Source organism: Pseudomonas atacamensis (genome assembly GCF_017167965.1).
Taxonomy (GTDB): domain Bacteria; phylum Pseudomonadota; class Gammaproteobacteria; order Pseudomonadales; family Pseudomonadaceae; genus Aquipseudomonas; species Aquipseudomonas atacamensis.
The window spans coordinates 4,571,714-4,596,858 of sequence record NZ_CP070503.1; the positions used below are offsets into that span (position 1 = coordinate 4,571,714).

Genomic DNA, 25,145 nt, shown 5'->3' on the forward strand with positions numbered 1-25,145 from the left:
ATGGATACCCTTGGCTATTTGGGTCAGGGCTTCGGCGTCGCGCTGAGCCCGTACAACCTGGTGACCGCACTGTGCGGCACCCTGATCGGCACCGTCGTCGGTCTGCTGCCGGGCCTTGGTCCGATCAACGGCGTGGCGTTGCTGATCCCGATCGCGTTCGCACTCGGCCTGCCGCCGGAGTCGGCGCTGATCCTGCTCGCGGCGGTTTATCTGGGCTGCGAATACGGCGGCCGGATCAGCTCGATCCTGCTGAACATTCCGGGTGAAGCTTCGACCGTCATGACCACTCTCGACGGCTACCCGATGGCGCGCAAAGGTATGGCCGGTGTCGCGCTGTCACTGTCGGCGTGGAGTTCGTTCATCGGCGCGTTCATCGCCACCTGCGGCATGGTCCTGTTTGCGCCGCTGCTGGCGAAATGGGCGATTGCCTTCGGACCGGCGGAATACTTCGTGCTGATGGTGTTCGCGATTGTCTGTCTCGGCGGCATGGCCGGTGATCGACCGCTGAAGACATTTATTGCGGCGCTGATCGGTCTGTTCCTTTCCACCGTCGGCATCGACGCCAACAGTGGTGTGTACCGTTTCACCGGCGACAACATTCACCTGACCGACGGCATCCAGTTCGTGGTGTTGGTGCTGGGTCTGTTCTCGATCAGCGAAATCCTTCTGCTGCTGGAAAAAACCCACCACGGCCAGGAAGCGGTGAAAGCCACCGGCCGGATGATGTTCAACTTCAAGGAAGCGGCGTCGGTTTTCGTCGTCAACGTGCGCTGCGGCGTGCTCGGTTTCATCATGGGCGTGCTGCCCGGTGCCGGCGCAACGCTCGCCAGTGCCGTGGCCTACATGACCGAGAAGCGCATCGCCGGCACTAGCGGCAAATTCGGTGAAGGCGATCCCCGTGGTCTGGCCGCGCCGGAAACCGCGATCGGCGGCGCGGCGTGCGGCGCTCTCGTTCCGATGCTGACCCTCGGCGTTCCGGGTTCGGGCACCACGGCGGTGATGATCGGCGCGCTGTCGCTGTACAACATCACCCCGGGTCCACTGCTGTTTCAACAGCAACCGGACATCGTCTGGGGCCTGATCGCGTCGTTGTTCATCGCCAACGTGATGCTGGTGATCCTCAACATCCCGATGATCCGCGTATTCACCCGCATCCTCGCCGTGCCGAACTGGGCGCTGGTGCCGATCATCGCGATCATCACCGGGATCGGCGTTTACGCTGTGCACGCGACCACCTTCGATCTGTTCCTGATGATCGGTATCGGCATCTTCGGTTACATCCTGCGCAAGCTGGATTTCCCGCTGTCGCCGCTGCTGCTGGGCTTCATCCTCGGTGGCCTGATGGAGCAGAACCTGCGTCGCGCCCTGTCGATCTCCAATGGCGCGCTGGAGATTCTCTGGTCGAGTCCGATCACCTTCGGTTGCTGGGTCCTCACCGCGATCATGCTGCTGATGCCGCTGATCCGCATCTGGCGCAAGCGTTCGGCGGCACGGCGCGTCATTGCCGATGTTTGATCGCTTGTCCCTGAAAGCCTGGTGGGGCACCCCGCTGGTCGGTCTGCTTGGCGGTTTCATCGCCAGCCAGATCGGCTGGCCGCTACCGTGGATGGTCGGCTCGTTGCTGGCGATCATCCTGGTGCGCTGCCTGACGCCGTGGCAACTGGCGGAAATCCCCGGCGGGCGCAAGTGCGGCCAGTGGATCGTCGGCATCGGTATCGGCCTGCACTTCACCCCGCTGGTGATGGAACAGGTGCTCAGTCATTTCGGTTTGATCTTCTTCGGTGCATTGGTCACCAGCCTTTCGGCGGTGGTCGGCGTGTGGCTGATGCGCCGCACCGGCGAGGACCGCGCCACGGCTTTTTTCTCAAGCATGCCAGGTGGTTCCGGGGAGATGGTCAACCTCGGCGCGCGCAACGGTGCTCTGCTCAGCCATGTGGCGGCCGGGCAGAGTCTGCGGGTATTGGTGGTGGTGTTGTGCGTGCCGGCGGCGTTCAAGTATCTGCTCGGTGACGGCACGCCGATTTCTCACGCCGGCAGTGTCGATTGGCGCTGGCTGGCGATTCTGTTTCCGGCGGGCGCCCTGCTCGCCTGGCTCTGGCAGCGTCTGCGCCAACCCAATCCATGGCTGTTCGGGCCGTTGCTGGTCAGTGCGGCGGTGAGCATTACGTGGGATCTGCACATCGGTTTGCCCAATGGCGGCAGTCAGATCGGTCAATGGCTGATCGGCAGCGGTCTGGGCTGTCACTTCAATCGGCAGTTCTTCCGCCGCGCGCCGTCGTTCATGGGCCGGACGTTGATCGGCACAGCGCTGACCATGTTGATCGCGTCGCTGGCGGCGCTGGGCTTGAGTGCGTTGACCCATCTGGATCTGCGTTCACTGACCCTGGGCATGATGCCTGGGGGGATCGCCGAGATGAGCCTGACTGCGGAGACCCTGCAACTGTCGGTGCCGCTGGTGACGGCGATGCAGGTGATGCGGCTGTTGTTTGTGCTGTTTCTGGCGGAGCCGTTGTTCAGGTATTGGAATCGTATTCCAGAGTCCTGACTGACTGATCGTTCCCACGCTCTGCGTGGGAATGCCTCAATGGACGCTCCGCGTCCGCTTTGGGACGCAGAGCGTCCCGGGCTGCATTCCCACGAGGAGCGTGGGAACGATCTCAGGCGAGAGGTGGCAAGCGCCAGTCGATCGGCGTTTCGCCATTCTGTTCGAGAAACTTGTTGGTCCGGCTGAAATGCCCACAGCCCAAAAAACCCCGATAGGCCGACAACGGCGACGGATGCACCGAGGTCAGCACCAGGTGTTTGGTCGCGTCGATCAGCTTCTGCTTGCTCTGCGCATGGGCGCCCCAGAGCATGAACACCAGATGCGGCTGCCGCTCGCTGACCACCTCAATGATGCGGTCGGTGAAGTGTTGCCAGCCCTTGTCCTTGTGCGCGTTGGCGTTGGCGCGCTCAACCGTCATGGTGGTGTTGAGCAGCAGCACGCCCTGTTCGGCCCAGCTCTGCAGGTAGCCGTGGTTGGGAATGTCGATATTGAGGTCGCGTTTCAACTCTTTATAGATGTTGACCAGCGACGGCGGTGCCGGCACGCCCGGTTGCACCGAGAAGCACAGACCGTGGGCCTGGCCCGGGCCGTGGTAAGGGTCCTGGCCGAGAATCACCACTTTCACCTTGTCCAGCGGCGTTGAGTTCAGGGCATTGAAAATCATCGGTCCCGGCGGATAGATCTCCTTGCCGGATGCCCGCTCCTGCTGCAGAAAGCTGCGCAACTCTGCCATGTAAGGCTGGTCGAACTCAGCACGCAGTGCCTCCTTCCAGCTCGGTTCGAGTTTGATACGGTCGTCAGCAGTCATGGTCATTTCCGGCAAAAACAATGGGGCGAACCCTAGGAAAGCCGACCACGCTTGTCAATTGATCTGACGCAGATCCGGCACTTTCCCCCATAGCGATCATACTGTTCGCTCAAATTCCCGATCGAGGTCACGATGAATCTGCACTTCGAAGAACTAACCGGTACCGACGGCGCCCGCATCGGCATCGCCAGCCTGGATGCCGAAAAATCGCTGAACGCACTGTCCCTGCCGATGATCAATGCGCTCAGCGACAAATTGAACGCCTGGGCCACTGACCCGCAAATCGTCTGCGTGCTGCTGCGCGGCAACGGCAGCAAAGCCTTCTGCGCCGGTGGCGAAGTGCGCAGCCTGGTCGAAGCCTGCCGCGCTCACCCCGGCGAAGTGCCGCCGCTGGCCGCGCAATTTTTCAGCGCGGAATATCGCCTTGATTACAGCCTGCATACCTATCCGAAGCCGCTGATCTGCTGGGGTCACGGTTATGTGCTCGGTGGCGGCATGGGCCTGTTGCAGGGCGCGAGCACGCGGATCGTCACGCCGAGCAGCCGTCTGGCGATGCCGGAAATCACCATTGGACTGTATCCGGACGTTGGCGCCAGCTGGTTTCTTGCGCGGTTACCGGGCAAGCTCGGCTTGTTTCTCGGTCTGACCGGCGCGCACATCAACGGCCGTGATGCGCTGGATCTGGATCTGGCCGACCGCTTCCTGCTCGACGAACAGCAACCGCAATTGATCGAAGGCTTGCTGCAATTGAACTGGCAGGAACAGACCGCCATGCAGCTCAACAGCCTGCTCAAGGCTTTGCAGCAGGAAGCACTCGAACAAATGCCCGAAGCGCAGTGGCTGCCGCGTCGTCAGCAGATCGACGAACTGCTTGATGTCAGCGACGTTGCCTGTGCGTGGAAAGCCATCAGCCTGCACCGCGACAGCAGCGATCCGTTGATTGCCCGCGCGGCGAAAACCATGGCCGAGGGCTCGCCGCTGACCGCGCATCTGGTCTGGGAACAGATCAGCCGCGCGCGGCACATGTCGCTGGCCGAAGTATTCCAGATGGAATACACCCTGAGCCTCAATTGCTGCCGTCATCCGGAATTCAGCGAAGGCGTGCGCGCGCGTTTGATCGACAAGGATCAGAAGCCGCACTGGCACTGGCCGGATATCAATAACGTGCCGGATGCAGTGGTCGAGGCGCACTTTCATAAAGTCTGGGAGGGGCGGCATCCGTTGGCGGATCTGACCCAGTATTGAGGTGACGCGAGGCCCGCGCTGGCGACTGGATTGCCATCGCGGGCCGGCTCAATCGGTCATCTTGTCAGACATTCAGTTCGTAGAACTCAATGATTTCCTTGATTGCCCGCTGCGCTGCATCGTCGCCCTTTATCAAAATATCCTCGACATCCCTCAGTGGCGGAAGCGGGTGCAGACGCTCGGCAATCTGCGTCGCGCTGTAGTCTTGAATCGCTGTTCCTTCGCTGACTCTTATGAAGCCAATAGCGCTTTCACCAGCGGCAAAATGACTGGAAACCCGGATTTTCGGCGCCATGCCGTAATCGACCACGATCACCAGATCATCGCGCTCACGGTGAAATTTCAGGTTGTCGATCGTCAGCCTGCGTTCGGAAAAATCGATCCCGTCCCGGCCGCCTCCGTTGTTGATGATCACGTCTCTGCCGAGGCCATCGTATCGGTAGAGATCATTTCCCGCGCCGCCGGTTAGCGTGTCATTGCCCGGCCCACCCAGCAGCAGATCCTCACCGAGGCTGCCCGTGAGCACGTCATCCCCGTGCATGCCTCGGATCTCCCCCGCGCCGCTTATCGTGTCGTTGCCGCGACCGCCCACGAGTGGCAGCGCTCGTCCGTCTCGCAAGGAAGTTGAACGGGTGGGATGGTTGACGATGACACCCGTACGAAAAGTCTCGGGCGCAGGGCCGAGCTGACTTGATTCCAGGAGCTGCTTCAAACTTGCGACCGACCCATCGGCGAACTTGACGAGCTCAATACCGGCCCCCTCAAGTTCACCGTTGTGGGGCAAGACGATGCGGACTTTTTGCGTCCCGCCCCATTGGATATCGAGCGTCGGATGGAGCATTTTTGCTCGCGGCGGGTTGCGGTAAGCCGCGCGAGCCGGGTTGGGCTCGAGCTCGACATGGGTGGTCTCTATCAGCGCAGCACCCCAGCTCAATTGCAGTGCATCGCGCTGCGCACCTGCTGGAAGAACGACCGTGTCCTGATCGATCAATCCGTACTCGTCTTTCCACCCCGCTACGCCAACTTCTGCTCGGTGGAAAACAGGGTTGAGCACGTCCGCAATCGTGGTTGTCGCCCCGGCATGCGCTTGCACGACGTAGGTGTCGGCGCCGTCTTCGCCGTAGAGCCAGTCATCACCCGATCCGCTGAGCAGATAGTCGGCGCCCTCGGAGCCGAGCAAGGTATCGTCACCTGCACCTGCGGATAAAAACGCGCCCGGTGTTCTGTCGCCGACAGTGCCGTAGTCAAGTGGGGAGCCTGCATAAGCGACGATCAGATCGTCTCCCGCGCCGCCGTGGAAAACGTTTTCCACTTCAACGTTGACTCGCCCGCCGGCATCGTCGCCATGGACGATTTTGCGTTTGATCGTTTCAGTTGTGACATCCCAGCGAAACGCCTTGGGCACTGTAGCGCCCGAACTGAAGCTCGCCGCCGGATAGACGTACCAGCCTTCAAGCGCGCCGGATTGCTTTCGGTCCTCAACCAATACGTCGCCCGTATTGAAGGAAAACCCGTTGGCCGAGCCGGATCGATAATAGCGAGGCGCCTGACTTGAGGAGGCGACTGCTCCCTCGGCTTTCACCGGTTTATGTTCGACACGGGTTGTGGTTGTCGACTGCCTTTCACTGACTACGGCTTGCCCTGCATCCGCCTTCATCCATGGCGGCGTTTCAGACAGTGTCCCCGCTTCGACGCTGTCCTCGCTCAGCTCGGTGTGAGTGGTGTAACCGGTGTCGCTGGTGGTGACATGACTGCGCACCCAAACGCCTTGCTCATTCAAGGTAAAACCTGTGGCGTGTTTGCGGGCGGAGCGTTTTGACTTGGTTTGCGCGAGGAACTCATCGGTCCAGTTGAGCGTTTGAACAGACGCCACCGGGCCTTGCGCCGCAGCGGTGACATCGTCTGGCTGAACCGGATCCTCAACTTTGCTTTCAGGGGCTGCCGAGGCGGTGACAGGTTCCGGTACGGGTGGCTCGGACATCTCTATCGGTGGCAATGTTTTGCGCAGGATATCTGCGTAATCCAGTACCCCGCCGTCGCTGAAACTGAATGTGGAATCCTTCCACTTCTCGTGATTCTTGATGAGTATCGCGTCGCCCGTGCCATTGGCCAGTCGCAACACCGTGCCGACGGTAGCGTCAATAACGTCGGCCTTCAGGCTTTGCGCGCAAAACCCTGAACCGAACCTGATGATGTTGCGGCCGCCGGCATCGGTGACGATATCCAGGCCGTCGCCAGCGCCGAAATAGTAGATGTCAGCGCCATCCATGCCATCCAGCACGTCAGCACCGGGACCGCCATCAAACACGTTGTCGCCAGAATCGCCGCGAAGGTAGTCCGTGCCTTCCCCGCCCAGCAGGGTGTCGTTGCCACCACCTCCGAGCAGCGTGTCGTTACCTGAGCCACCGAGCAGATAATCGGCATTGTGCTCGGCCTCAGCGCTGTTTTCGTAATCGCCGGCAAGAATGTCGTCACCCGCACCGCCGTCCAGCGTGTCGGCACCGAAACCACCCTGTAACGTATCGTTTCCTTCGCCGCCCTGAAGCACGTCATTGTTGCTTCCGCCCGGCTGCAGGTCAGACACATCGCCATCGAGAAAATCCGCCCCTGCGCCACCCGCCAGCGTATCCGCGCCGCCCATGCCGCGCAGGGTGTCATCCCCCGCGCCGCCATCGAGAAAGTCGTTGCCGTGATAGCGAACCGGATGCTCAGGGCTATCGCCGATCAGATCGTCATTACCTTCGCCGCCGAAGAGCAGATCATCGCCAGCGCCGCCCCAGAGCGTGTCATCGCCGGAGCCACCGTCCAGCAGATCATCGCCAAAAAAATGCGCGGCATCGCCTTCGACGCCGTCCAGTACGCCGTCATCACCCTGCAAAATGTCGTTGCCAGGGCCGCCATACAAAGCGTCGCTGCCACCGTTACCGCCGAGTGAATCATCACCACTGCCGCCGTCCAGCACATCGTTGCCATGGTGTCTGCTGGGTAGCCCACCGCCCCAATCGAGGTTGTCGCCGAGCATTACGTCGTTGCCGCTGCCACCGGTCAGGGTGTCGTCACCTTGATCGCCTTTGAGAAAATCGTCGTCAGCTCCGCCGTCAAGCAGGTCCTCACCCCAGCCGCCGTTGATAATGTCCTTGCCGCCCTGCCCGTACAGCACGTCGTCACCGCCCTCGGGCGCACTGTTTATCGAGGCCTTTGAATAGACCGCTCGGTGACTGGTTACACCGCGAGCTATGGGGACGTCAGCGCGTTTGACCGCCCAACCTTGTTCCAGTGCACCGGTGGTTTCGTCTCCGGATAACACATCGTCGCCAGCACCGCCGATCAAGGTATCCCGGTCATTACCACCGAGCAGAACATCTCGGGATGCCGTACCGATAAGCAAATCGTCACCTTGCCCGCCGTCGAGCCAGTCTCCGCGACTTGCCTTGCCCTTGGCGTCACCGTCGGCCATAGCTTTTTCGAGCGTCGTCTGCTTGTCGCCGAATAACCGATCGTCTCCAGCCTTGCCGAACAATCGATCAGAACCACCCAAGCCGAGAATGACGTCGTCTGCGGCGGAACCGTAAAGTACGTCGGCCTTGTTGCGCTGTTTTACCTGGGGCAGCAGCACCACGTTGCCCAGTTCATCAAAGGATGGCTGATCGCCGGGGACACTCGGATCTGTGTCTTTGGCTTTCCAGTCGCCCTGAAGCGTCAAATCCGCAGCAGTGAGCGGCTGCCCCTCGTATTCAGGGAGGCGGATGCCAAGCATCCCGGGCTGAAAGTTCTTGATGACCACCAGATCGCTCTGGCCATATTTGATGTTGAGGGTGTGTTCAACAAGCGTCAGGGTGATGGACCGATCCTCGGTAGACCAGATATTGCTCAGAGGCGCGCGGCGTTTGAGTTGGGGAATCGGCGCGCCGTTGATCCACAGTTGCCCATCGGCGTTGGCATCAAGAATCTCGTCGATGCCATCGCCGCTAGCGAATTCATAACGGTCGTTGCCTTCGCCCCCGATCAAGGAGTCGTTACCCTTTTCTCCGATCAGAACATCGTCACCGGCCATTCCGTACAACTCATCATTGCCGTCACCTCCGGTTAGCGAGTCGTTACCGCGACCACCTTCAATGACATCGTGACCGGCCATCCCATGGATCGAGTCATTGCCCACGCCGCCATACAGATGATCGGCATTTGCGCCGCCGGCGAAAGATCGTCCACCGTCATCACCGAACATGGCCAGCGGGTTCAGCACTCCGGTGGTCATCGGCGCCTGTTTGCCTGAGGCGAGATCGGAGTAGGAAAACTTCTGCAGCGAGTGTTCGCCAAACGAGCCCTGGGTTCGGGCAATCAACCGCGCCAGCATTTGCGCTCGATCCGCCAGCCACTGCGCGGTGATAAAACCTTCGCCAGTGTGCGGATCGTAAAGCTCGAGGTTGCGATCGGGATAACCGTCGGCTCGTTCTATGACGACTTCACTGAGTTGCTGCAAAGAGTTGCGCAACGCCACACCGAGCGGCGTCGCCTCGCCTGCCAGTTTTGCCCATGCATCGGCATTGCCGAACTCGCTTATTGTCCGGGTGACGATGCTTTGCGACTGCTCTGGGGAGAATGCCGAGAAGAAGGCGTAAGCGTTGCTGGCGAAGGTGTCGTTGGTGGTGGGTATGGCAGCAGAATCGCCGTCGTAAGTGCGCTTGCACATGTCGAGAAATTCGTTCTGGCCGTAGCGCAACATCAGCTCGACCACGGCGGCAACAGGCGTGCCTTTGACTACATGCCGAATCAGCGGATTCACACTGCCACTGGCCAGCGCGATGTTGATTTGCTCGGGTACGACCGAGAGCAGACTTTGCAGTGGATTGATGCCGAAATTGCTGATCGCCGCTCGCAGGCCGACGCTGTAGGCGTCGATGGCGAAGAGAATGTTTTTATAGTCGTCGAGCCGGTTGGGTTTTGCCTGAGTGGGTGGGCCGTCATCTTCCGTATTCGGGTCGCCAGCAGAAATCAGTCTCCAGGTTTCATAGGGAGGTTTACCGCCCAGCAGGCTGAATCCGACTGTTCCAGACCAGCCGGCATTGCGTTTCACGGCGGTATCGTCCTCCCCGCAAACCTCCTTGAACAGCGCCTCGCCAATCGCGCTGGCGTCGATTTCTGCGATCTGGCTGATTGACGGCACGGTCCAGGGTGCCAGTTGACCGGCAAGGGATCCGTTGATCAGGGTATTGATGAAGTTGACGGCAACCTGGTTGGATGAAAGCTGCATCAGGTCTTCACTGAAAATTGTATTCAGTCTGAGTTCACCCTGGCGTGAGGTGTAACCACGAATCAGGGCAGAGTAGGCACCGTTTCCACCGTTGGCATCAATGGCCACGGCAAGCCAGAGTCTGGCGCTTTTCAGCACCTCTCCAGCCTCTTTATCGGCAGCTGCAACGTCAGAAACTTTTTCACCAATAATGTCGAATAGCTTCTGGTACAGGGGTGCGCAGCTTGCCCCTGCTAATTTCAGTGCATCGTACTGAAGTTGTTTTGAGCGCAGCCTCATTCCTTTGCAAATATTTGCTGCGTTGAAAATCTCTGATTTTTCCATATCGCTGAATACATAACTCATTGTTACTTCCTTGTAATAACAGAGCGTGAAAGATAGTCACTGAGATATCTGAGCATCTCAGGTGCTTCGCGTAATGACGCTAATCCGAGACCTACGCTACCGTGCCCCCCGGCAAAGTCGAAGTTATCCAGATTGATATTGCAGAAGAAATTCAGTTTGCCGAAATCAAGATTTTCCAATTCAGTTCTGCTGAACCTTGCCAGTTTCTCGTCAGTCAGCCTTTCCTCCGAAGCCGGGCGAATCAAGCCGTCACAGTTGATCAACCGAGGGGTTCCATCTCGCCGCGGCCAGCCAGTAATGACAAACGTTCTAACCGAATCTTCATTCTTGAAATGCGGCGGAGGTGCATCGAGCCAAATCTCCAGCCCCGGATAATTCTTTAGTTTCACAATCAACTCATCCGGCCAGTTGACGTGTCGATAACCCCGCTCATGGGGCTCGGTAGTTTCCTTTCTGGTAAAAAGCCCGGCATTCAATTTATAGAGCCGCCAGCTTTCGGGGATCGGTTCCACGCGCTGATTCTGGTGCCGATGCAGCCCCGTCCCGGTCCACCAGAAAAGGCCCTTCAGAGCAATCGCCAGACACGCTTTCTTGTTCACCATCTCAGGCATGCCAACGTAAAACTCCGGGACTAGCGTCTTATCTATATAGGCGCCGCCTAATATCGGCACTTGCTTCATGCTCGCCAGCTTGCTCTGGCAAGCTTTCTCGTTTGCCTGGTGAATAGCCGCCGACTCGGCAGATTGTTCTTTGCGAATATAAAATTCCGCTACGCAATAACAGACATAAAAGAACAATCCATACTTCGATAACCTTTTAAACCACTTGATCGCCTGCTTACGCGACTTCCTGGACATTTCAAACCTCCCGCTCATACTGCGGAACGGTTGGTATATCGTTATGCCCGGATATCGCGCTTGCAAAAACCTCAAAATATTGGTTCACGCCCGATTCCACACTGAACCGACCTGCCGTCAACTTCGCGGCGCTGGCAAGTCCATCGTACTCACCTGCCGACTTCAAAATCTTGCTTACACTGCTGGCAATTCCTTGATGGTCGAAGAAATCCACCAACACGCCATTAGCCCCATCGACAATGACTTCCCTTACCGGAGCCGTATCCGACGCAACAACCACACAACCAGACGCCATCGCCTCCAGTAACGACCACGACAAGACAAACGGATACGTCAAATAAACATGGACTTTGGAACATGTCAGAACCGCGCGGAAAGTCTGGTAAGGAAGTTTCCCTGTGAAATGCACTCTGGAGTGATCGAAACTGACTTCTGCCTCCATCCTGCTGCGCCAATCCGGGTACCCGACCGGCTTACTCCCATAACTGACACCGTCACCGCCAACCACGATGATCTGCGCATCTGGGCACTCGGCCTGAATAAGCGGGATCGCTCGCATGAAACTGTGAAAGCCGCGATAAGGCTCAAGGTTTCTGGCGACATAGGTAACGATCGGCTGTCCGGCTTTGAGCTCGATTCCATTGGACAATCTGACTGCCCCGACTTTCGCCACGTCAGTACTTTGAATCACACCTTCGTGAATGACCCGAATCGCCGACCGGTAAGCGGCCGGAAACAGGCTGCGCTGCCACTGCGTAGGCGCGATTGCGATATCACATTGTTGAAGATTCAACAGATGCAGCGAGTTGAGCACGCGCAGCCGTGACGACTCCCTCGCGGCTCGCCGGAATTCAGGGTCGAACCCGCAATCGGCGCCCTGCGCTCGATAGTAATACTCGCAATAGTGAATCAGCGGCGTATCGGCATAGACATCCTTGGCAAACAGCGTCTCCCCCCATCCGGGATGAGCAAGAATGACATCTGGCTGATAACCCGAACGCTTCAGCCTGCCCAGGATTTCAAAAACCTTCTGACCGTCGATCACCGCTTGTTCATAGCGGATCAGATAGGGGTGAATATTGCCGGGCGCTCGGCTGGTCGCTCGATATCGATGGATTTGCACACCGGCGACGCCCGGTGCCGTGTCCCGGCCGATCGCCACAACCTCATCTCCGCGCTCCAGCGCTGCCAGCACCACATGACGGAACTGACCGGGAAAATTTTGATGAATAACCAGTAGCTTCATAGCGCTGAACGTCCATTTTTCGCCGCTATCGAGCTGAGGATTGCTCGCCTCGTTCGGCATCCACGAACGCTAACAAACGCCACGAAATGAAACTGTAGGACGCTTCCGGGAATCTCCTAGGAGATGGCCAACGGAACAACTTTTCGCCGGGCAAAAAAAAGCGGCGCTTGATGCGCCGCTTGTTCATTGCAGAGATTTACCAGCGGTTGCCACGGCCATTGTAGTCACGGCGACCGCTGTGACGATCATAGTTGCCGCGACCGCGGTGGTCATTATCCCAACCGCCGCGACGGTGGCCGTCCCAGCGTCCGCGATCATTGCCGTGCCAGCGCCGGCTTTCGTAGTAACGCGGGGCCGGTTGGTAGTGCCGTGGCGCCTGGTAATAACGCGGTTGCTGGTAGTAACGCGGCGCTGGCTGGTAGTAGCGCGGCTGGGTGTAATAGGTGCCGCCGCTGCGGTAATAGGAGCCGCCACCGCTGTAATAGGCCGGTGCGGGTGATGTGTAGACCTCTGACCTGTAGTAGCTGTCTCCATAGGAATAAGGAACGCATCCGCCAAGGGAAAAAAGCATCACGGCAAGCAGTACGATTCGGCGATACATGGCGGCCTCCTGGACCGCGGGTTGGCCACACCAGCGACGCTGGCAGGCGACCGTCAGCAATTGCGTGACTGTCGAAGAATCAGACAGCGGTTTCGGAATCTGGTGCGTTCCTGCAACAAGTTGAAACAAGTGGTCATGAAATCTTGTTAATCCGCAAATCAATGCCCCGTGAACCCTGAACACGCTGCATGACGGTGCAACCGCGCACCACCACGATGCGCTGTCGCTAGCCCCGCTCACTTCGACAATCCAGCAGATCCCCGCCGCAGAGGCCTCGCCCCGACTTGGCACGTCTCTCGCTTTAGCAAACCTGTGCAGGAGTCATCACAGGTTCGCGGCACCACAATTTGCAATGGCTGACTAGGGTTCCGGCTCGCAAGCGCGAGTGGCTGGTCCGAGAGTTGGCGACCTCCAGTTGAGGTTACACGGCGGGACAAAAGCCCGGGAGACAAGCCACCGTTCGCGGTGCCGCGTTGCCTTCCTGTCCGCCCTCGATCAACTGGAGAATCCGCAATGATCCGACTACGTTTCCCCGCCCTGCTCGCCGCCGCTTTCGCCGCGCTCATCAGCACGCAATCTTCCGCCGCCCAGAAAGACCACTTCAGCGTATGCTGGACGATATACGCCGGCTGGATGCCATGGGAATACGCCGGCAGCCAGGGCATCGTCGACAAATGGGCGAAGAAATACGGGATCAAGATCGACGTCGTGCAACTCAACGACTACGTCGAATCGATCAACCAGTACACCGCCGGCCAGTTCGACGGCTGCACCATGACCAACATGGATGCGCTGACCATTCCCGCTGCCGGCGGCGTTGACAGCACCGCGCTGATCGTCAGCGATTTCTCCAATGGCAACGACGGCATCGTGCTCAAAGGCGAAGGTAAAAAAGTCGTCGATCTGAAAGGCATGGACGTCAATCTGGTCGAGCTGTCGGTCTCGCATTACCTGCTGGCCCGCGCGCTGGACTCGGTGGACCTGACCGAGAAAGACCTGAAGGTGGTCAACACCTCCGACGCCGACATTGCCGCCGCGTTCAACACCGACGACGTCAACGCCGTGACCACCTGGAACCCGATGCTCTCGGATATCAAGGCCAAACCCGGCGTCACCGAAGTGTTCAATTCCAGCCAGATTCCCGGCGAGATCATGGACATGATGGTGGTCAACAGCGCCACCCTCAAAGACAACCCGGCGCTGGGCAAAGCGCTGACCGGCGCGTGGTTCGAAGTGGTCGCTTTGATGAACGCGAAAACCGCCGCGAGCAAAGCTGCGCTGGAACACATGGCCAAGGCCTCTGGCACCGATCTGGCAGGCTTCCAGGCGCAACTGGACACCACAAAACTGTTCGCCACGCCGAGCGAAGCGCTGAATTTCGCCACCAGCAAACAACTGCCGGACACCATGCGCAAGGTCGCCGAGTTCTCCTTCGAGCACGGCCTGCTCGGCGAAGGCGCGAAAGACCCGAGCGCGGTGGGCATGTCCTTCGCCAACGGCGTGACCAGCGGCGACACCGCCAACCTGAAGCTGCGTTTCGATCCGACCTACGTGCAGATGGCCGCCGACGCCAAGCTGTAAGCCACGGAGGATTTGGCCATGCGCCTGATCAATCGCCACCCTGATCGCCCGAGCCGCCTGTTGCTGGTGATCCTGCCGTTCGCGCTGGTGCTGTTCGCCTACTTCACAGGCTCGGCCGAGCGCCTGGCGGACAACCCCAACGACAAACTGCTGCCCAGCGCCGTGCAGATGAGCGACGCGGTAAAACGCCTGGCCTTCAACGCCGACAGCCGCACCGGTGAATATCTGTTGTGGCAAGACACTGCGTCCAGTCTGCGCCGTTTGGCCATCGGCCTCGGCATCGCGGCGCTGGCGGGTCTTTGCCTCGGTATAGCGGCGGGCACCCTGCCGCTGTTCGGCGCGCCGTTGTCGCCGTTGCTGACGGTGCTGTCGATGGTGCCACCGCTGGCGATCCTGCCGATTCTATTCATCGTCTTCGGCCTGGGCGAGTTATCGAAAGTCATGCTGATCGTGATTGGCATCACCCCGGCGCTGGCCCGGGATCTGGAACAGCGTGCCCGTGACATTCCGGTCGAACTGCTGATCAAGGCGCAGACCCTCGGCGCCTCGACCTGGACGCTGATGCTGCGCGTGGTCTTGCCGCAGTTGTTGCCGCGCTTGCTGATCTCGCTGCGCTTGATGCTCGGTTCAGCGTGGCTGTTCCTGATTGCCGCCGAAGCGATCGCCTCCACCGATGGCCTCGGCTATCGGATCTTTCTGGTGCGGCGCTACCTGGCGATGGATGTGATCCTGCCCTACGTGGTGTGGATCACCCTGCTCGCCTGGCTGATGGACTGGGGCTTGAAACAGCTGACCCAGCGCGCTTTCCCTTGGTACGAGGGTGCGGCGAAATGAGCTTCATCACAGTAAAAAACGTCTGGCAGCAGTACGCCGATCAAGTGGTTCTGGAAGGCTTGAACCTGAACGTCAACGAAGGCGAGTTCTGCACCTTGGTCGGCGCCTCCGGTTGCGGCAAATCGACCTTCCTGCGTCTGCTGCTCGGCCAGGAAACCGCCAGTCGCGGGGAGATTCTGCTCGACGGCCAGCCCTTGGCCAGCGAGCCGGATGCCAGCCGTGGCGTGGTCTTTCAGCGCTACTCGGTGTTCCCGCATCTGAGCGTGCTCGACAACGTCGCCCTCGGTCTCGAATTGCCGCGCGCGCCCTTGCTTGGCCGGCTGTTCGGCAACGCCAAACGCGAGGCGCGCGAGCAGGCTGCAGCCCTACTGACAAAAGTCGGCCTCGGCCATGCGCTGGACAAGTACCCGGCACAGCTGTCCGGCGGCATGCAGCAACGCTTGGCCATCGCTCAGGCGCTGATCATGAAGCCGCGCGTGTTGTTGCTCGATGAGCCCTTCGGCGCGCTTGATCCGGGCATCCGCAAGGACATGCACGTGCTGCTGCTGGAGCTGTGGCGCGAGACGCAACTGACGGTGTTCATGGTCACCCACGACCTGTCCGAGGGCTTCAGCCTCGGCACGCGCCTGCTGGTGTTCGACAAGGTGCGCCTCGACCCGCACGCCCCCGGCGCCTATGGCGCCCGCATCACCTACGACATCCCGTTGAACAGCGACCGCCGCGCCCAGCGCGCCGCCGTCGAGGCCCTGCCGCTGCCGCTGGCGGGCACCCTTCGCACTGCTTGAGAGGACTGCTGCAATGACTGATTCAATCCAACTATTCCCACCCTTCGCTGAAGAAATGCTGCCGGGCGGCGGCCACCGTTCCTTCGTGCTCAAGCGCGGCCAATTGCTGCGCCTGACCGACCTGCGCGGTGGCGCTAACGTCAGCCTGACCTTGCTCAATGCCAATGAAAAAACCGAGCGGCTGAACCTGCCCGACAGCCTCAAATGCCAACACACCGCCAAGCTCACTGCCGGCCACTGCCTGTACTCGGACATGGGCCGCGTGCTCGCCGCGATCACCGCCGACACCTGCGGTTGGAGCGACAGCCTCGGCGGTGTGCTTTGCGCACAGGAAGTCGCCGAAAAGTACGGTCAGGGCCGCTACCAGGAACTGCGCAACGGCTTCTTTCGCAATGGCACCGACAACCTGCTGGTGGAGCTCGGCAAGTGGGGCCTGGGCCTGTCCGACCTGCTGATGACCCTGAATCTGTTCAGCCGCGTGAACGTCGATGAGGCCGGGCGCTTCCACTTCGTCGAGGGCAATTCGAAGGCCGGCGACTACATCGAGCTATACGCGCCGATGGACACCCTGGTGGTGCTCACCGCCCTGCAACATCCGATGGACCCGTCCCCCGAATACGCCCCGAAACCCTTGAAGCTGAGCTGGATGAACGCCGACGCCAGCGTCGCCGAACACTGCCGCACTTCGCGCCCGGAAAACGAGCGCGGCTTTATCAACACCGACCGTTTGTTCGCCTGAGGATCGCTGCCATGTCACTCGCAATCGCCACTTCGCACAAGCAAGCCGACAGCGCGATCTACCGCGCGACCATTCCCGCCGGCGAGCCCTGGCTGATGGAAGTCAAGGCCGGGCAGACCCTGCGCATCCTCGATCTGGAAGGCAATCAGGCCGTCGACACTTTGTTCTACAGCCTCGCCAACCCCAAGGAACGCTACGACGTGCAACGCACCTTGCGCCGGCAGAACAGCGTCTACCTGAGCACCGGCAGCGTGCTGTATTCCAACCTCGGCCAGCCGATGCTGACCATCGTTGCCGACACCTGCGGGCGCCACGACACCCTCGGCGGCGCCTGCGCGCAAGAGAGCAACACCGTGCGCTACGCCCTGGAAAAACGCTACATGCACAGCTGCCGCGACAACTACCTGCGCGCCTGCGCCCACGACGGCCGATTGAGCAAGAGCGACATCGGGCCGAACATCAATTTCTTCATGAACGTGCCGGTAACGGCGGATGGCGGGCTGACTTTCGAGGACGGTATTTCCGCGCCGGGCAAGTACGTTGATTTGCGCGCGGAGATGGACGTCATCGTGCTGATTTCCAACTGCCCGCAGTTGAACAACCCGTGCAATGCCTACAACCCGACCCCGGCGGAGTTGCTGATATGGAACTGACCATCAGCCGTTTACGCCGTTGGCTTTTTGCACTGTGCCAGGCGCGTTCCGGGCAGTGCCTTAAATCCACCAGACAACCCTGAACCCTGTGGGAGCGAGCCTGCTCGCGAATGCGCCGTGTCATTCAGCATTGATGTGGCTGATCCACCGCCTTCGCGAGCAGGCTCGCTCCCACAGGAGGTTTGTGGTGGGTTGGAGTGAAGTGTGTTTTTTCCATCCGGGACGGCCCGGATGTCTGTCGAAAAACAGCGGGACGGCCCGCTCCCCCTTCAGGGGTTATGCCATGTTCGAAAAAATCCTGATCGCCAACCGTGGCGCGATTGCCTGTCGCATCCTGCGCACGATCAACGTGCTGAAGGCCCAAGGCGTCGCCGTGTATTCAGAAGCCGATGCTGCCAGCCTGCACATCTCCCAGGCCGCTGAAGCGCACAGCCTCGGCGAAGGCGCGGCGTCCGCGACCTATCTGGCGGTCGACAAAATCCTCACGATCGCCAAACAAAGCGGCGCCACGGCGATTCATCCCGGCTACGGATTTCTCTCGGAGAACGCAGCGTTCGCCGAAGCCTGCGAAGCGCAGGGCATCGCCTTCATCGGGCCGACGTCGGAGCAATTGCGGGTTTTCGGCCTCAAGCACACTGCTCGCGCATTGGCCAGACAGCACGGCGTACCGATGCTCGAAGGCACCGACCTGCTCGACAGCCTCGATTGCGCGCTGAGTGCCGCCGAACAGGTCGGCTACCCGGTGATGCTGAAAAGCACCGCTGGCGGCGGTGGCATCGGCATGCGCGTGTGCCGCAGCGCGAGCGAATTGAGCGAATCATTCGAAGCGGTGAAACGCCTCGGTCAGAACAACTTCAGCGACGCCGGGGTGTTCATCGAGAAGTACATCGAACGCGCGCGGCATCTGGAAGTGCAGGTGTTCGGCGACGGCTGCGGTGAAGTCATCGCTCTCGGCGTGCGCGACTGTTCGGTGCAGCGGCGCAACCAGAAAGTCCTCGAAGAAACCCCGGCGCCGAACCTGCCAGAAGGCATGGCCGATGAGCTGTGCGCAGCGGCGATCAAACTGGCGCAAGCGGTGAATTACCGCAGCGCCGGCACCGTCGAATTCGTCTTCGACAGCGCGGCCCAGCGCTTCTATTTTCTCGAAGTGAACACGCGGTTGCAGGTCGAGCACGGCGTCACCGAACAGGTGTGGAACGTGGACCTGGTGCGCTGGATGATCGAGCTGGCCGCTGGTGATCTGCCGCCGCTGAACGAGTTGTATCAAGGCCTGGAACCGCAGGGCCATGCGATTCAGGCACGTCTGTACGCGGAAGATCCGGGGCGTGATTTCCAGCCGAGCCCGGGCCTGCTGACCGCTGTGCAATTTCCGCCCGCCAACGGCGTTGAGTTGCGTATCGACACCTGGGTCGAGGCCGGCGTGGAAATTCCGCCGTATTTCGATCCGATGATTGCCAAGCTCATCGCGTGGGCGCCCAGCCGCGAACAGGCTCGCGCCGAACTCCATCAGGCATTGGGCGATAGCCTGTTGTACGGCGTGGAAACCAACCGCGACTATCTGCGGCAGATTCTGCTCGATGCTCCATTCGCCAGCGGCCAGCCGTGGACCCGTTGTCTGGAAAATCTGCTGCATCACGCCAACACCTTCGAAGTGCTCAGCGCCGGCACGCAGACCAGCGTGCAGGACTATCCCGGACGCCTCGGCTATTGGGCCGTCGGCGTGCCACCCTCGGGGCCGATGGACAGCCGAGCGCTGCGCCTGGGCAATCGTCTGCTCGGCAATGAACAAGGCGCCGCCGCACTGGAAATCACCATGAGCGGGCCGATCCTGCGCTTCAATTGTGACGCGGTGGTCGCGGTGACCGGCGCGCCGATTGCCTTGACCCTTGACGCTGAACCGGTGCCGATGAACACCGCGCTGTTGATCCCGGCCGGCGCGACGTTGCAGCTGGGCAGCATCAGCGGCGCCGGCGCGCGCAGTTATCTGTGCCTGCGCGGCGGCGTGCAGGTGCCGGATTATCTGGGCAGCAAAAGTACCTTCACTCTCGGCCAGTTCGGCGGGCATGGCGGTCGCGCGTTGAGGGCCGGTGACGTGTTGCATGTGCCGGCATTGACCGAGCGCAGCGTCGGCCAGCAACTGGCCGAACAGCACATCACGGCGCTGCCGAGCGTGCGCCAGATACGGGTGATCTACGGCCCGCACGGCGCACCGGAATACTTCAGCGAAAACTACATCGCCACATTCTTCGCGACCCAGTGGGAAGTGCATTTCAACTCCAGCCGCACCGGCGTGCGCCTGATCGGACCGAAGCCTGAGTGGGTGCGTGAGGATGGCGGTGAAGCGGGTCTGCACCCGTCGAACATCCATGACAATCCGTATGCGATTGGTGCGGTGGATTTCACCGGCGACATGCCGGTGATCCTCGGCCCGGATGGCCCGAGTCTGGGCGGTTTTGTCTGCCCAGTGACGGTGATCGAGGCCGATCTGTGGCAGCTGGGGCAGCTCAAGGCGGGCGATAAAATTCAGTTCATTCCCGTCTCTCTGGCTGATGCCCGCGATCTTGCTCTGAAATGGGATGCACCCTGTGGGAGCGAGCCTGCTCGCGAAAGCGTCGGCCCAGACAAATCGACATTGACTGACACGGCCTCTTCGCGAGCAGGCTCGCTCCCACAAGGGATTGTGTCGCCTGTGGTTCTTGAGTTGGGTCAGGGGGATCGGCGGCTTGTCGGGCGGGTTTCTGGCGACACTCATTTACTGCTGGAAATCGGCGCGCCGGAGCTCGATCTGGTCCTGCGCTTCCGCGCCCACGCGCTGATGCAGGCGCTGGAAAGCCAAGCCCTGCATGGCGTGATCGACCTCACCCCGGGCATTCGCTCGCTGCAAGTGCACTACCAGCCGGAGCAACTGCCGCTGGCCGATCTGCTCGGCATCATCGCCGGCGAATGGGACGCGGTGTGCGCCGCCAAGGACTTGCAAGTGCCGTCGCGCATCGTGCACTTGCCGCTGTCGTGGGACGACCCGGCCTGTCAGTTGGCGATCGACAAATACATGACCACCGTGCGCAAGGACGCGCCGTGGTGCCCGAGCAATCTGGAGTTCATCCGGCGCATCAACGACCTGCCGAATCTCGACGAAGTGCAGAGCACGGTGTTCGATGCGAGTTATCTGGTGATGGGCCTTGGCGACGTTTACCTCGGCGCGCCGGTGGCCACGCCGCTCGACCCGCGTCATCGTCTGGTGACCACCAAGTACAACCCGGCACGTACCTGGACCGCCGAGAATTCGGTGGGCATCGGCGGGGCCTACATGTGCGTGTACGGCATGGAAGGCCCGGGCGGTTATCAGTTTGTCGGGCGCACTCTGCAGATGTGGAATCGCTATCGCGAAGTCGCCGCGTTCGATGGCAAACCGTGGCTGCTGCGCTTCTTCGATCAGATCCGTTTCTACCCGGTCAGCGCCGAAGAACTGCTGCGCATCCGCCGCGATTTCCCCCTTGGGCGCTTCGATCTGAACATCGAACACAGCCAGCTCAACCTCGCCGACTATCAGGCATTTCTCAGTCAGGAAGCCGAGGGCATCAGCGCTTTCCGTGCGCAGCAACAGGGCGCGTTCAAGGCTGAACGCGAGCGCTGGATCGCCAGCGGCCAGGCGCATTTCGACAGCGAAGAAGCCGTGCCTGACGCCAGCGAAGAAGCACCGCTGGAAAGCGGTGAACACAGCGTCGACAGCCACATTGCCGGCAATCTCTGGCAGGTGCAGGTCGAGGCCGGCCAGCGTGTCGCGGCGGGCGACGTGCTGGTGATTCTCGAGTCGATGAAGATGGAAATCCCTGTGCTCGCGCCCCTGGCGGGCGTGGTGCGAGAGATCCGTGTGCAACCCGGCTCAGCGGTGCGTGCCGGACAACGGGTCGCAGTGCTGGAACTCGACTGAAGCCATTTCTGAAAAGGATCAACCGATGAATCTGCAACTCGATGCACTGCGCCAGGCCTACCGCAATGGCGACACCACACCGCGCCAACTGCTGCTGCAATTGCGCGAAAAAGCCGCTGCGCTGAATCCCGACTATCACCTGTTCATCCACCTGCTCAGCGTCGATGAACTGGAGCCGTATCTGGCCGCCCTCGACGGTTGTGACCTCGACAGTCTGCCGCTGTATGGCGTGCCGTTTGCGATCAAGGACAACATCGATCTGGCCGGCATTCCCACCACCGCCGCGTGCCCGGCGTTCGTCTATGTGCCGCAGCGGTCGGCAACAATCGTCGAGCAACTGATGGCGCTGGGCGCGATACCGCTGGGCAAGACCAATCTTGACCAGTTTGCCACCGGCCTCAATGGCAGCCGCTCGCCTTATGGTGCGTGCCCGAACAGCGTTTTGCCCGAATATCCGTCTGGCGGCTCCAGCGCGGGTTCATCCCTGGCGGTAGCGCTGGGTGTGGCGAGTTTCGCCTTGGGCACTGACACCGCCGGTTCCGGGCGAGTGCCGGCGGCGCTGAATAATCTGGTGGGATTGAAGGCGAGCAAGGGCCTGATTTCCACCGCTGGCGTGCTGCCGGCGTGCCGCACGCTGGACTGCGTAACCACCTTCACTGCCACTGCTCGTGAGGCCAGTCAGTTGCTGGCGTTGACGGCCAGACACGACCCTCGCGATGAATACAGCCGAGGCAATCCGGCATGGAACGACGGCTCGGCATTTGGCGCGCCACGGCCGTTTCGCTTCGGCGTGCCACGGGAGCAGGACCTTGAATTTTTCGGTTGCAGCGAGGGGCCACAGTTGTTCGCAGCGGCCATCGAACGGCTCAAGGCTCTGGGTGGCGAAGCGGTCGAACTGGACCTGTCGCCATTTCTCGAAGCAGCGCGTCTGCTCTACGACGGACCGTGGGTCGCCGAGCGTTACAGCGTCGCCGGTGAGCTGATGGAGCAGAATCCCGAAGCGGTGCTGCCAGTGATCCGTGCGGTGCTGGCCAAGGCTCCGGCAGTGACTGGCGTGCAGACCTTTCGCGCGCAATATCGATTGCAGGCGCTGAAGGCCCTCTGCGACGAGGCCCTGGAAAATCTCGACTGCGTACTGACGCCGACCATCGGCCGTCCAGTGACGTTGGCCGAGCTTGAGGCCGAGCCGGTGCTGCGCAATTCCGAACTCGGCTATTACACCAACTTCATGAACCTGCTCGACTACGCCGCCGTCGCCGTGCCGACCGCATTCATGAGCAATGGTCTGCCGTGGGGCGTGACGTTGTTCGGGCGGGTATTTACCGATCAGTATCTGTTGAGCGTGGCCGATGCCTTGCAGCGCCAGCAGGACAGTGCCCTGCCAGTTCCGGCAAACCCTGCGCGCAATGACCGCGCTCGATTGGTGGTGTGTGGCGCGCATCTGCAAGGGCTGGCGTTGAACTGGCAACTGACCCAGCGCGGCGGGCGCTTGCTGGAAACCACGTTCAGTTCGCCGGACTATCGATTGCACGCCCTCGCCGGCGGCCCGCCATTGCGGCCGGGGATGGTGCGGGTCAAGGACGCCGGCGTGGCGATTGCCGTGGAAGTGTGGGAATTGCCGAGCAGCGAATTGGGCTCGTTTCTCACCGGGATTCCGGCGCCGCTGGGACTGGGCAAGGTGCAACTGGCGGATGGGCGCTGGGAGAGCGGGTTTATCTGTGAGCCGTATGGGTTGGAGGGTGCGGTGGATATCAGTCATTTGGGGGGATGGCGGGCATACCTCAAAACCCTGGCCTGAATCTGTCGCCCTGTGGGAGCGAGCCTGCTCGCGAATGCGGTATGTCATTCAACATGGATGTGGCTGACCCACCGCCTTCGCGAGCAGGCTCGCTCCCACAGGTTCTGGCCCCCCCCGAATAAAGGAACGACCATTCACGCCGCACAGGCAGCAGTTATTTGCGCGCAGTGCCACTAGAATGCATCCCATCGGGCCACTGCCAACGGATCTGCCATGCCGCTTCGTTCTCCCTTGTACTCGCAACGCTCACTGGTGCCCACCCTCGTCGCCCTGCTCGGCGCCGGCTTTCTCGCCACCTCGCTGTTGAGCTATTTCGCGTCCCGCGAGTCGATCCGCGACAACATCGTCAACACTGAACTGCCACTGACCTCCGACACGGTCTATTCGGAAATCCAGAAAGATCTGGTCCGGCCGATCCTGATTTCCTCGATGATGTCCCGCGATACATTCATGCGCGACTGGGTGGTCAACGGCGAGCAGAATCCCGAGCAGATGACCCGCTATCTCGACGAGGTCATGACCCATTACGGCGCCTACACGGCGTTCTTCGTTTCCAATGCCACGCTCACCTACTACCACGCCAAAGGTGTGCTCAAGCAGGTCAAAGTCGACGAGCCGCGCGACACCTGGTACTTCCGCGTGCGCGACATGCAGGACCCGTACGAGATCAACGTCGACCCGGATCTGGCCAACAAGGACAACCTGACGTTCTTCATCAACTACAAGGTCTACGACTACCACAACCGCTTCATCGGCGCCGCGGGCGTGGGCCTGACCGTGGACGCGGTGATCAAGCTGATCGACAAGTATCAACAGCGCTATCAACGCAGCGTGTACTTCGTCGATACCTTCGGCCGCCTCGTATTGACCGGTGCCGAGGGTGGCCCGGAAGGCGCGCACATCGGCCAGAGTCTTGGCGAACTGGAGAGCATGAAAAGTCTGGTCAGCCAATTGCCCAAGCCACACAGCGGCAGCTACGAATATTCCACTCAGGGCCAGGGGCATTTTCTCAACGTGCGGTTTATCCCCGAGTTGAACTGGTACCTGTTCGTCGATAAACGCGAGGACGGCGCGCTGAGCGAGATCCGCCAGTCGCTGTATCTCAATCTGCTGATCTGCCTGCTGGTGACGTTGATCGTGCTGGCCTTGCTCAATCGAGTGATCAAGCGCTTCCAGGCGAAGATTCAGGCGCACGCCACCCTCGACAGTCTCACCGAACTGCCGAACCGACGCGGCTTCGACATCCTCGCCGCGCAAGCGCTGCACGAGGCCCAACGGGAAACCAAGCCGCTGACCGCGTTGTTGCTCGACCTCGACCACTTCAAAGCCTTGAACGACACCTACGGCCACATGGCTGGCGATCAGGTGTTGATCGGTTTCGCCCGCGACCTGCAAAGTTGCCTGCGTCACGCCGATATCGTCTGCCGCTGGGGCGGTGAAGAGTTCATCGTTCTGTTGAAAGACACCGACGGCGAGACCGGGCAGAAAATTGCCGAGAAGATCCGCCAGCACGTCGAACAACACGAATATGCCTACGATGGCCACAGCCTGCATCTGACCGTGAGCATCGGCGCCACCACCGTGCAACGCGATGACACCTTGCACACTCTGCTGTCCCGGGCCGATCATGCGATGTACCGCGCCAAGCAAACCGGGCGCAACCGCACCTGCATGGAAATGCCGCACTCGACCTATGCCTGATAACGACGTCAAACCCGATCACTGCCCGGCCTGCGGTGCGCGCAACGATTGCAGCCTCGCCGACCCGCGCACCGCCGACCGCGAATGCTGGTGCTATGGCGTGACCATCGACCCGGCGGTGCTCGAAGCGCTGCCGGCCGAACTGCGCAATCAAGCCTGCCTGTGCCCGCGCTGCGCACAGGTCGAAGCGCAACTGCAAGCAGGCCGGCGGCCGATCCCGTAAGA

Annotated in this window: 17 protein-coding genes and 1 riboswitch; of the genes, 12 read left to right on the plus strand and 5 right to left on the minus strand. The window is 60.7% G+C overall.

Features of this window, described 5'->3' with window-relative positions; all coding sequences use genetic code 11:
* Positions 1-1,515: a tripartite tricarboxylate transporter permease gene (locus JWU58_RS20870; RefSeq protein ID WP_123442925.1), complete on the plus strand. Its 1,515-nt coding sequence runs from the start codon at positions 1-3 to the stop codon at positions 1,513-1,515.
* On the plus strand, positions 1,508-2,545 hold the full coding sequence (locus JWU58_RS20875; RefSeq protein ID WP_123442926.1) for an AbrB family transcriptional regulator: 1,038 nt from the start codon (positions 1,508-1,510) through the stop codon (positions 2,543-2,545). Before JWU58_RS20870 ends, JWU58_RS20875 begins: the two co-directional genes overlap by 8 nt.
* Before the next feature lie 112 nt (positions 2,546-2,657).
* On the opposite strand, the gene ung is transcribed toward JWU58_RS20875, so the two are convergent.
* A complete protein-coding gene (gene ung / locus JWU58_RS20880; RefSeq protein ID WP_016771280.1) occupies positions 2,658-3,353 on the minus strand; it encodes a uracil-DNA glycosylase in 696 nt (231 codons plus the stop codon).
* Positions 3,354-3,485: 132 nt separating this feature from the next.
* Here ung and JWU58_RS20885 point away from each other — a divergent pair, with 132 nt between their 5' ends.
* A complete protein-coding gene (locus JWU58_RS20885; protein ID WP_206420905.1) occupies positions 3,486-4,598 on the plus strand; it encodes an enoyl-CoA hydratase/isomerase family protein in 1,113 nt (370 codons plus the stop codon).
* A 64-nt stretch (positions 4,599-4,662) separates the two neighbouring features.
* Here JWU58_RS20885 and JWU58_RS20890 read toward each other — a convergent pair whose 3' ends face one another.
* The 4 genes from JWU58_RS20890 to JWU58_RS20905 all read right to left on the minus strand — a co-directional run bounded on the left by JWU58_RS20890 (position 4,663) and on the right by JWU58_RS20905 (position 12,898).
* On the minus strand, positions 4,663-10,194 hold the full coding sequence (locus JWU58_RS20890) for a calcium-binding protein (protein WP_206420906.1): 5,532 nt from the start codon (positions 10,192-10,194) through the stop codon (positions 4,663-4,665).
* A gap of 2 nt (positions 10,195-10,196) precedes the next feature.
* A complete protein-coding gene (locus JWU58_RS20895) occupies positions 10,197-11,051 on the minus strand; it encodes a hypothetical protein (RefSeq protein WP_206420907.1) in 855 nt (284 codons plus the stop codon).
* Position 11,052: 1 nt separating this feature from the next.
* Positions 11,053-12,357, minus strand: a complete 1,305-nt coding sequence (locus JWU58_RS20900; RefSeq protein ID WP_241196137.1) for a glycosyltransferase family 4 protein — start codon at positions 12,355-12,357, stop codon at positions 11,053-11,055.
* A 136-nt stretch (positions 12,358-12,493) separates the two neighbouring features.
* Positions 12,494-12,898: a hypothetical protein gene (locus JWU58_RS20905; RefSeq protein WP_039760873.1), complete on the minus strand. Its 405-nt coding sequence runs from the start codon at positions 12,896-12,898 to the stop codon at positions 12,494-12,496.
* A 349-nt stretch (positions 12,899-13,247) separates the two neighbouring features.
* Positions 13,248-13,348: riboswitch (guanidine-I (ykkC/yxkD leader) on the plus strand.
* A gap of 63 nt (positions 13,349-13,411) precedes the next feature.
* Between JWU58_RS20905 and JWU58_RS20910 the strand changes: the two genes are divergently transcribed.
* The 9 genes from JWU58_RS20910 (at position 13,412) to JWU58_RS20950 (ending at position 25,143) form a co-directional block, all read left to right on the plus strand.
* Positions 13,412-14,479, plus strand: coding sequence for a putative urea ABC transporter substrate-binding protein (locus tag JWU58_RS20910; protein ID WP_206420908.1), 1,068 nt, complete (start codon positions 13,412-13,414; stop codon positions 14,477-14,479).
* Positions 14,480-14,497: 18 nt separating this feature from the next.
* Positions 14,498-15,313, plus strand: a complete 816-nt coding sequence (locus tag JWU58_RS20915) for an ABC transporter permease (protein ID WP_024011982.1) — start codon at positions 14,498-14,500, stop codon at positions 15,311-15,313.
* Complete coding sequence (locus tag JWU58_RS20920; protein WP_206420909.1) at positions 15,310-16,098, plus strand: ABC transporter ATP-binding protein; 789 nt, start codon at positions 15,310-15,312, stop codon at positions 16,096-16,098. The genes JWU58_RS20915 and JWU58_RS20920 overlap by 4 nt, the downstream gene beginning before the upstream one ends.
* A 13-nt stretch (positions 16,099-16,111) precedes the next feature.
* Positions 16,112-16,837, plus strand: a complete 726-nt coding sequence (locus JWU58_RS20925) for an urea amidolyase associated protein UAAP1 (RefSeq protein WP_016771290.1) — start codon at positions 16,112-16,114, stop codon at positions 16,835-16,837.
* Between the two features lie 11 nt (positions 16,838-16,848).
* Positions 16,849-17,490, plus strand: a complete 642-nt coding sequence (locus JWU58_RS20930) for an urea amidolyase associated protein UAAP2 (protein WP_130903204.1) — start codon at positions 16,849-16,851, stop codon at positions 17,488-17,490.
* Between the two features lie 283 nt (positions 17,491-17,773).
* Positions 17,774-21,421 (plus strand): urea carboxylase, encoded by a 3,648-nt coding sequence (gene uca / locus JWU58_RS20935; protein ID WP_206420910.1) that lies wholly within the window; start codon positions 17,774-17,776, stop codon positions 21,419-21,421.
* 25 nt (positions 21,422-21,446) lie between these two features.
* The gene (gene atzF / locus JWU58_RS20940; RefSeq protein ID WP_206420911.1) at positions 21,447-23,219 is read left to right on the plus strand and encodes an allophanate hydrolase; all 1,773 of its coding nucleotides are present in this window, start codon (positions 21,447-21,449) and stop codon (positions 23,217-23,219) included.
* A gap of 213 nt (positions 23,220-23,432) precedes the next feature.
* The gene (locus JWU58_RS20945; protein WP_206420912.1) at positions 23,433-24,920 is read left to right on the plus strand and encodes a sensor domain-containing diguanylate cyclase; all 1,488 of its coding nucleotides are present in this window, start codon (positions 23,433-23,435) and stop codon (positions 24,918-24,920) included.
* Complete coding sequence (locus JWU58_RS20950) at positions 24,913-25,143, plus strand: cysteine-rich CWC family protein (RefSeq protein ID WP_016771293.1); 231 nt, start codon at positions 24,913-24,915, stop codon at positions 25,141-25,143. The genes JWU58_RS20945 and JWU58_RS20950 overlap by 8 nt, the downstream gene beginning before the upstream one ends.
* The last annotated feature ends 2 nt before the right edge of the window (positions 25,144-25,145 follow it).

Excerpts from the sequence above, each read along its gene's own strand:
- JWU58_RS20870 (WP_123442925.1), top strand. The coding sequence starts at position 1 with ATGGATACCCTTGGCTATTTGGGTCAGGGCTTCGGCGTCGCGCTGAGC.
- JWU58_RS20875 (WP_123442926.1), top strand. The coding sequence starts at position 1,508 with ATGTTTGATCGCTTGTCCCTGAAAGCCTGGTGGGGCACCCCGCTGGTC.
- ung (WP_016771280.1), bottom strand. The coding sequence starts at position 3,353 with ATGACTGCTGACGACCGTATCAAACTCGAACCGAGCTGGAAGGAGGCA.
- JWU58_RS20885 (WP_206420905.1), top strand. The coding sequence starts at position 3,486 with ATGAATCTGCACTTCGAAGAACTAACCGGTACCGACGGCGCCCGCATC.
- JWU58_RS20890 (WP_206420906.1), bottom strand. The coding sequence starts at position 10,194 with ATGAGTTATGTATTCAGCGATATGGAAAAATCAGAGATTTTCAACGCA.
- JWU58_RS20895 (WP_206420907.1), bottom strand. The coding sequence starts at position 11,051 with ATGTCCAGGAAGTCGCGTAAGCAGGCGATCAAGTGGTTTAAAAGGTTA.
- JWU58_RS20900 (WP_241196137.1), bottom strand. The coding sequence starts at position 12,357 with ATGCCGAACGAGGCGAGCAATCCTCAGCTCGATAGCGGCGAAAAATGG.
- JWU58_RS20905 (WP_039760873.1), bottom strand. The coding sequence starts at position 12,898 with ATGTATCGCCGAATCGTACTGCTTGCCGTGATGCTTTTTTCCCTTGGC.
- JWU58_RS20910 (WP_206420908.1), top strand. The coding sequence starts at position 13,412 with ATGATCCGACTACGTTTCCCCGCCCTGCTCGCCGCCGCTTTCGCCGCG.
- JWU58_RS20915 (WP_024011982.1), top strand. The coding sequence starts at position 14,498 with ATGCGCCTGATCAATCGCCACCCTGATCGCCCGAGCCGCCTGTTGCTG.
- JWU58_RS20920 (WP_206420909.1), top strand. The coding sequence starts at position 15,310 with ATGAGCTTCATCACAGTAAAAAACGTCTGGCAGCAGTACGCCGATCAA.
- JWU58_RS20925 (WP_016771290.1), top strand. The coding sequence starts at position 16,112 with ATGACTGATTCAATCCAACTATTCCCACCCTTCGCTGAAGAAATGCTG.
- JWU58_RS20930 (WP_130903204.1), top strand. The coding sequence starts at position 16,849 with ATGTCACTCGCAATCGCCACTTCGCACAAGCAAGCCGACAGCGCGATC.
- uca (WP_206420910.1), top strand. The coding sequence starts at position 17,774 with ATGTTCGAAAAAATCCTGATCGCCAACCGTGGCGCGATTGCCTGTCGC.
- atzF (WP_206420911.1), top strand. The coding sequence starts at position 21,447 with ATGAATCTGCAACTCGATGCACTGCGCCAGGCCTACCGCAATGGCGAC.
- JWU58_RS20945 (WP_206420912.1), top strand. The coding sequence starts at position 23,433 with ATGCCGCTTCGTTCTCCCTTGTACTCGCAACGCTCACTGGTGCCCACC.
- JWU58_RS20950 (WP_016771293.1), top strand. The coding sequence starts at position 24,913 with ATGCCTGATAACGACGTCAAACCCGATCACTGCCCGGCCTGCGGTGCG.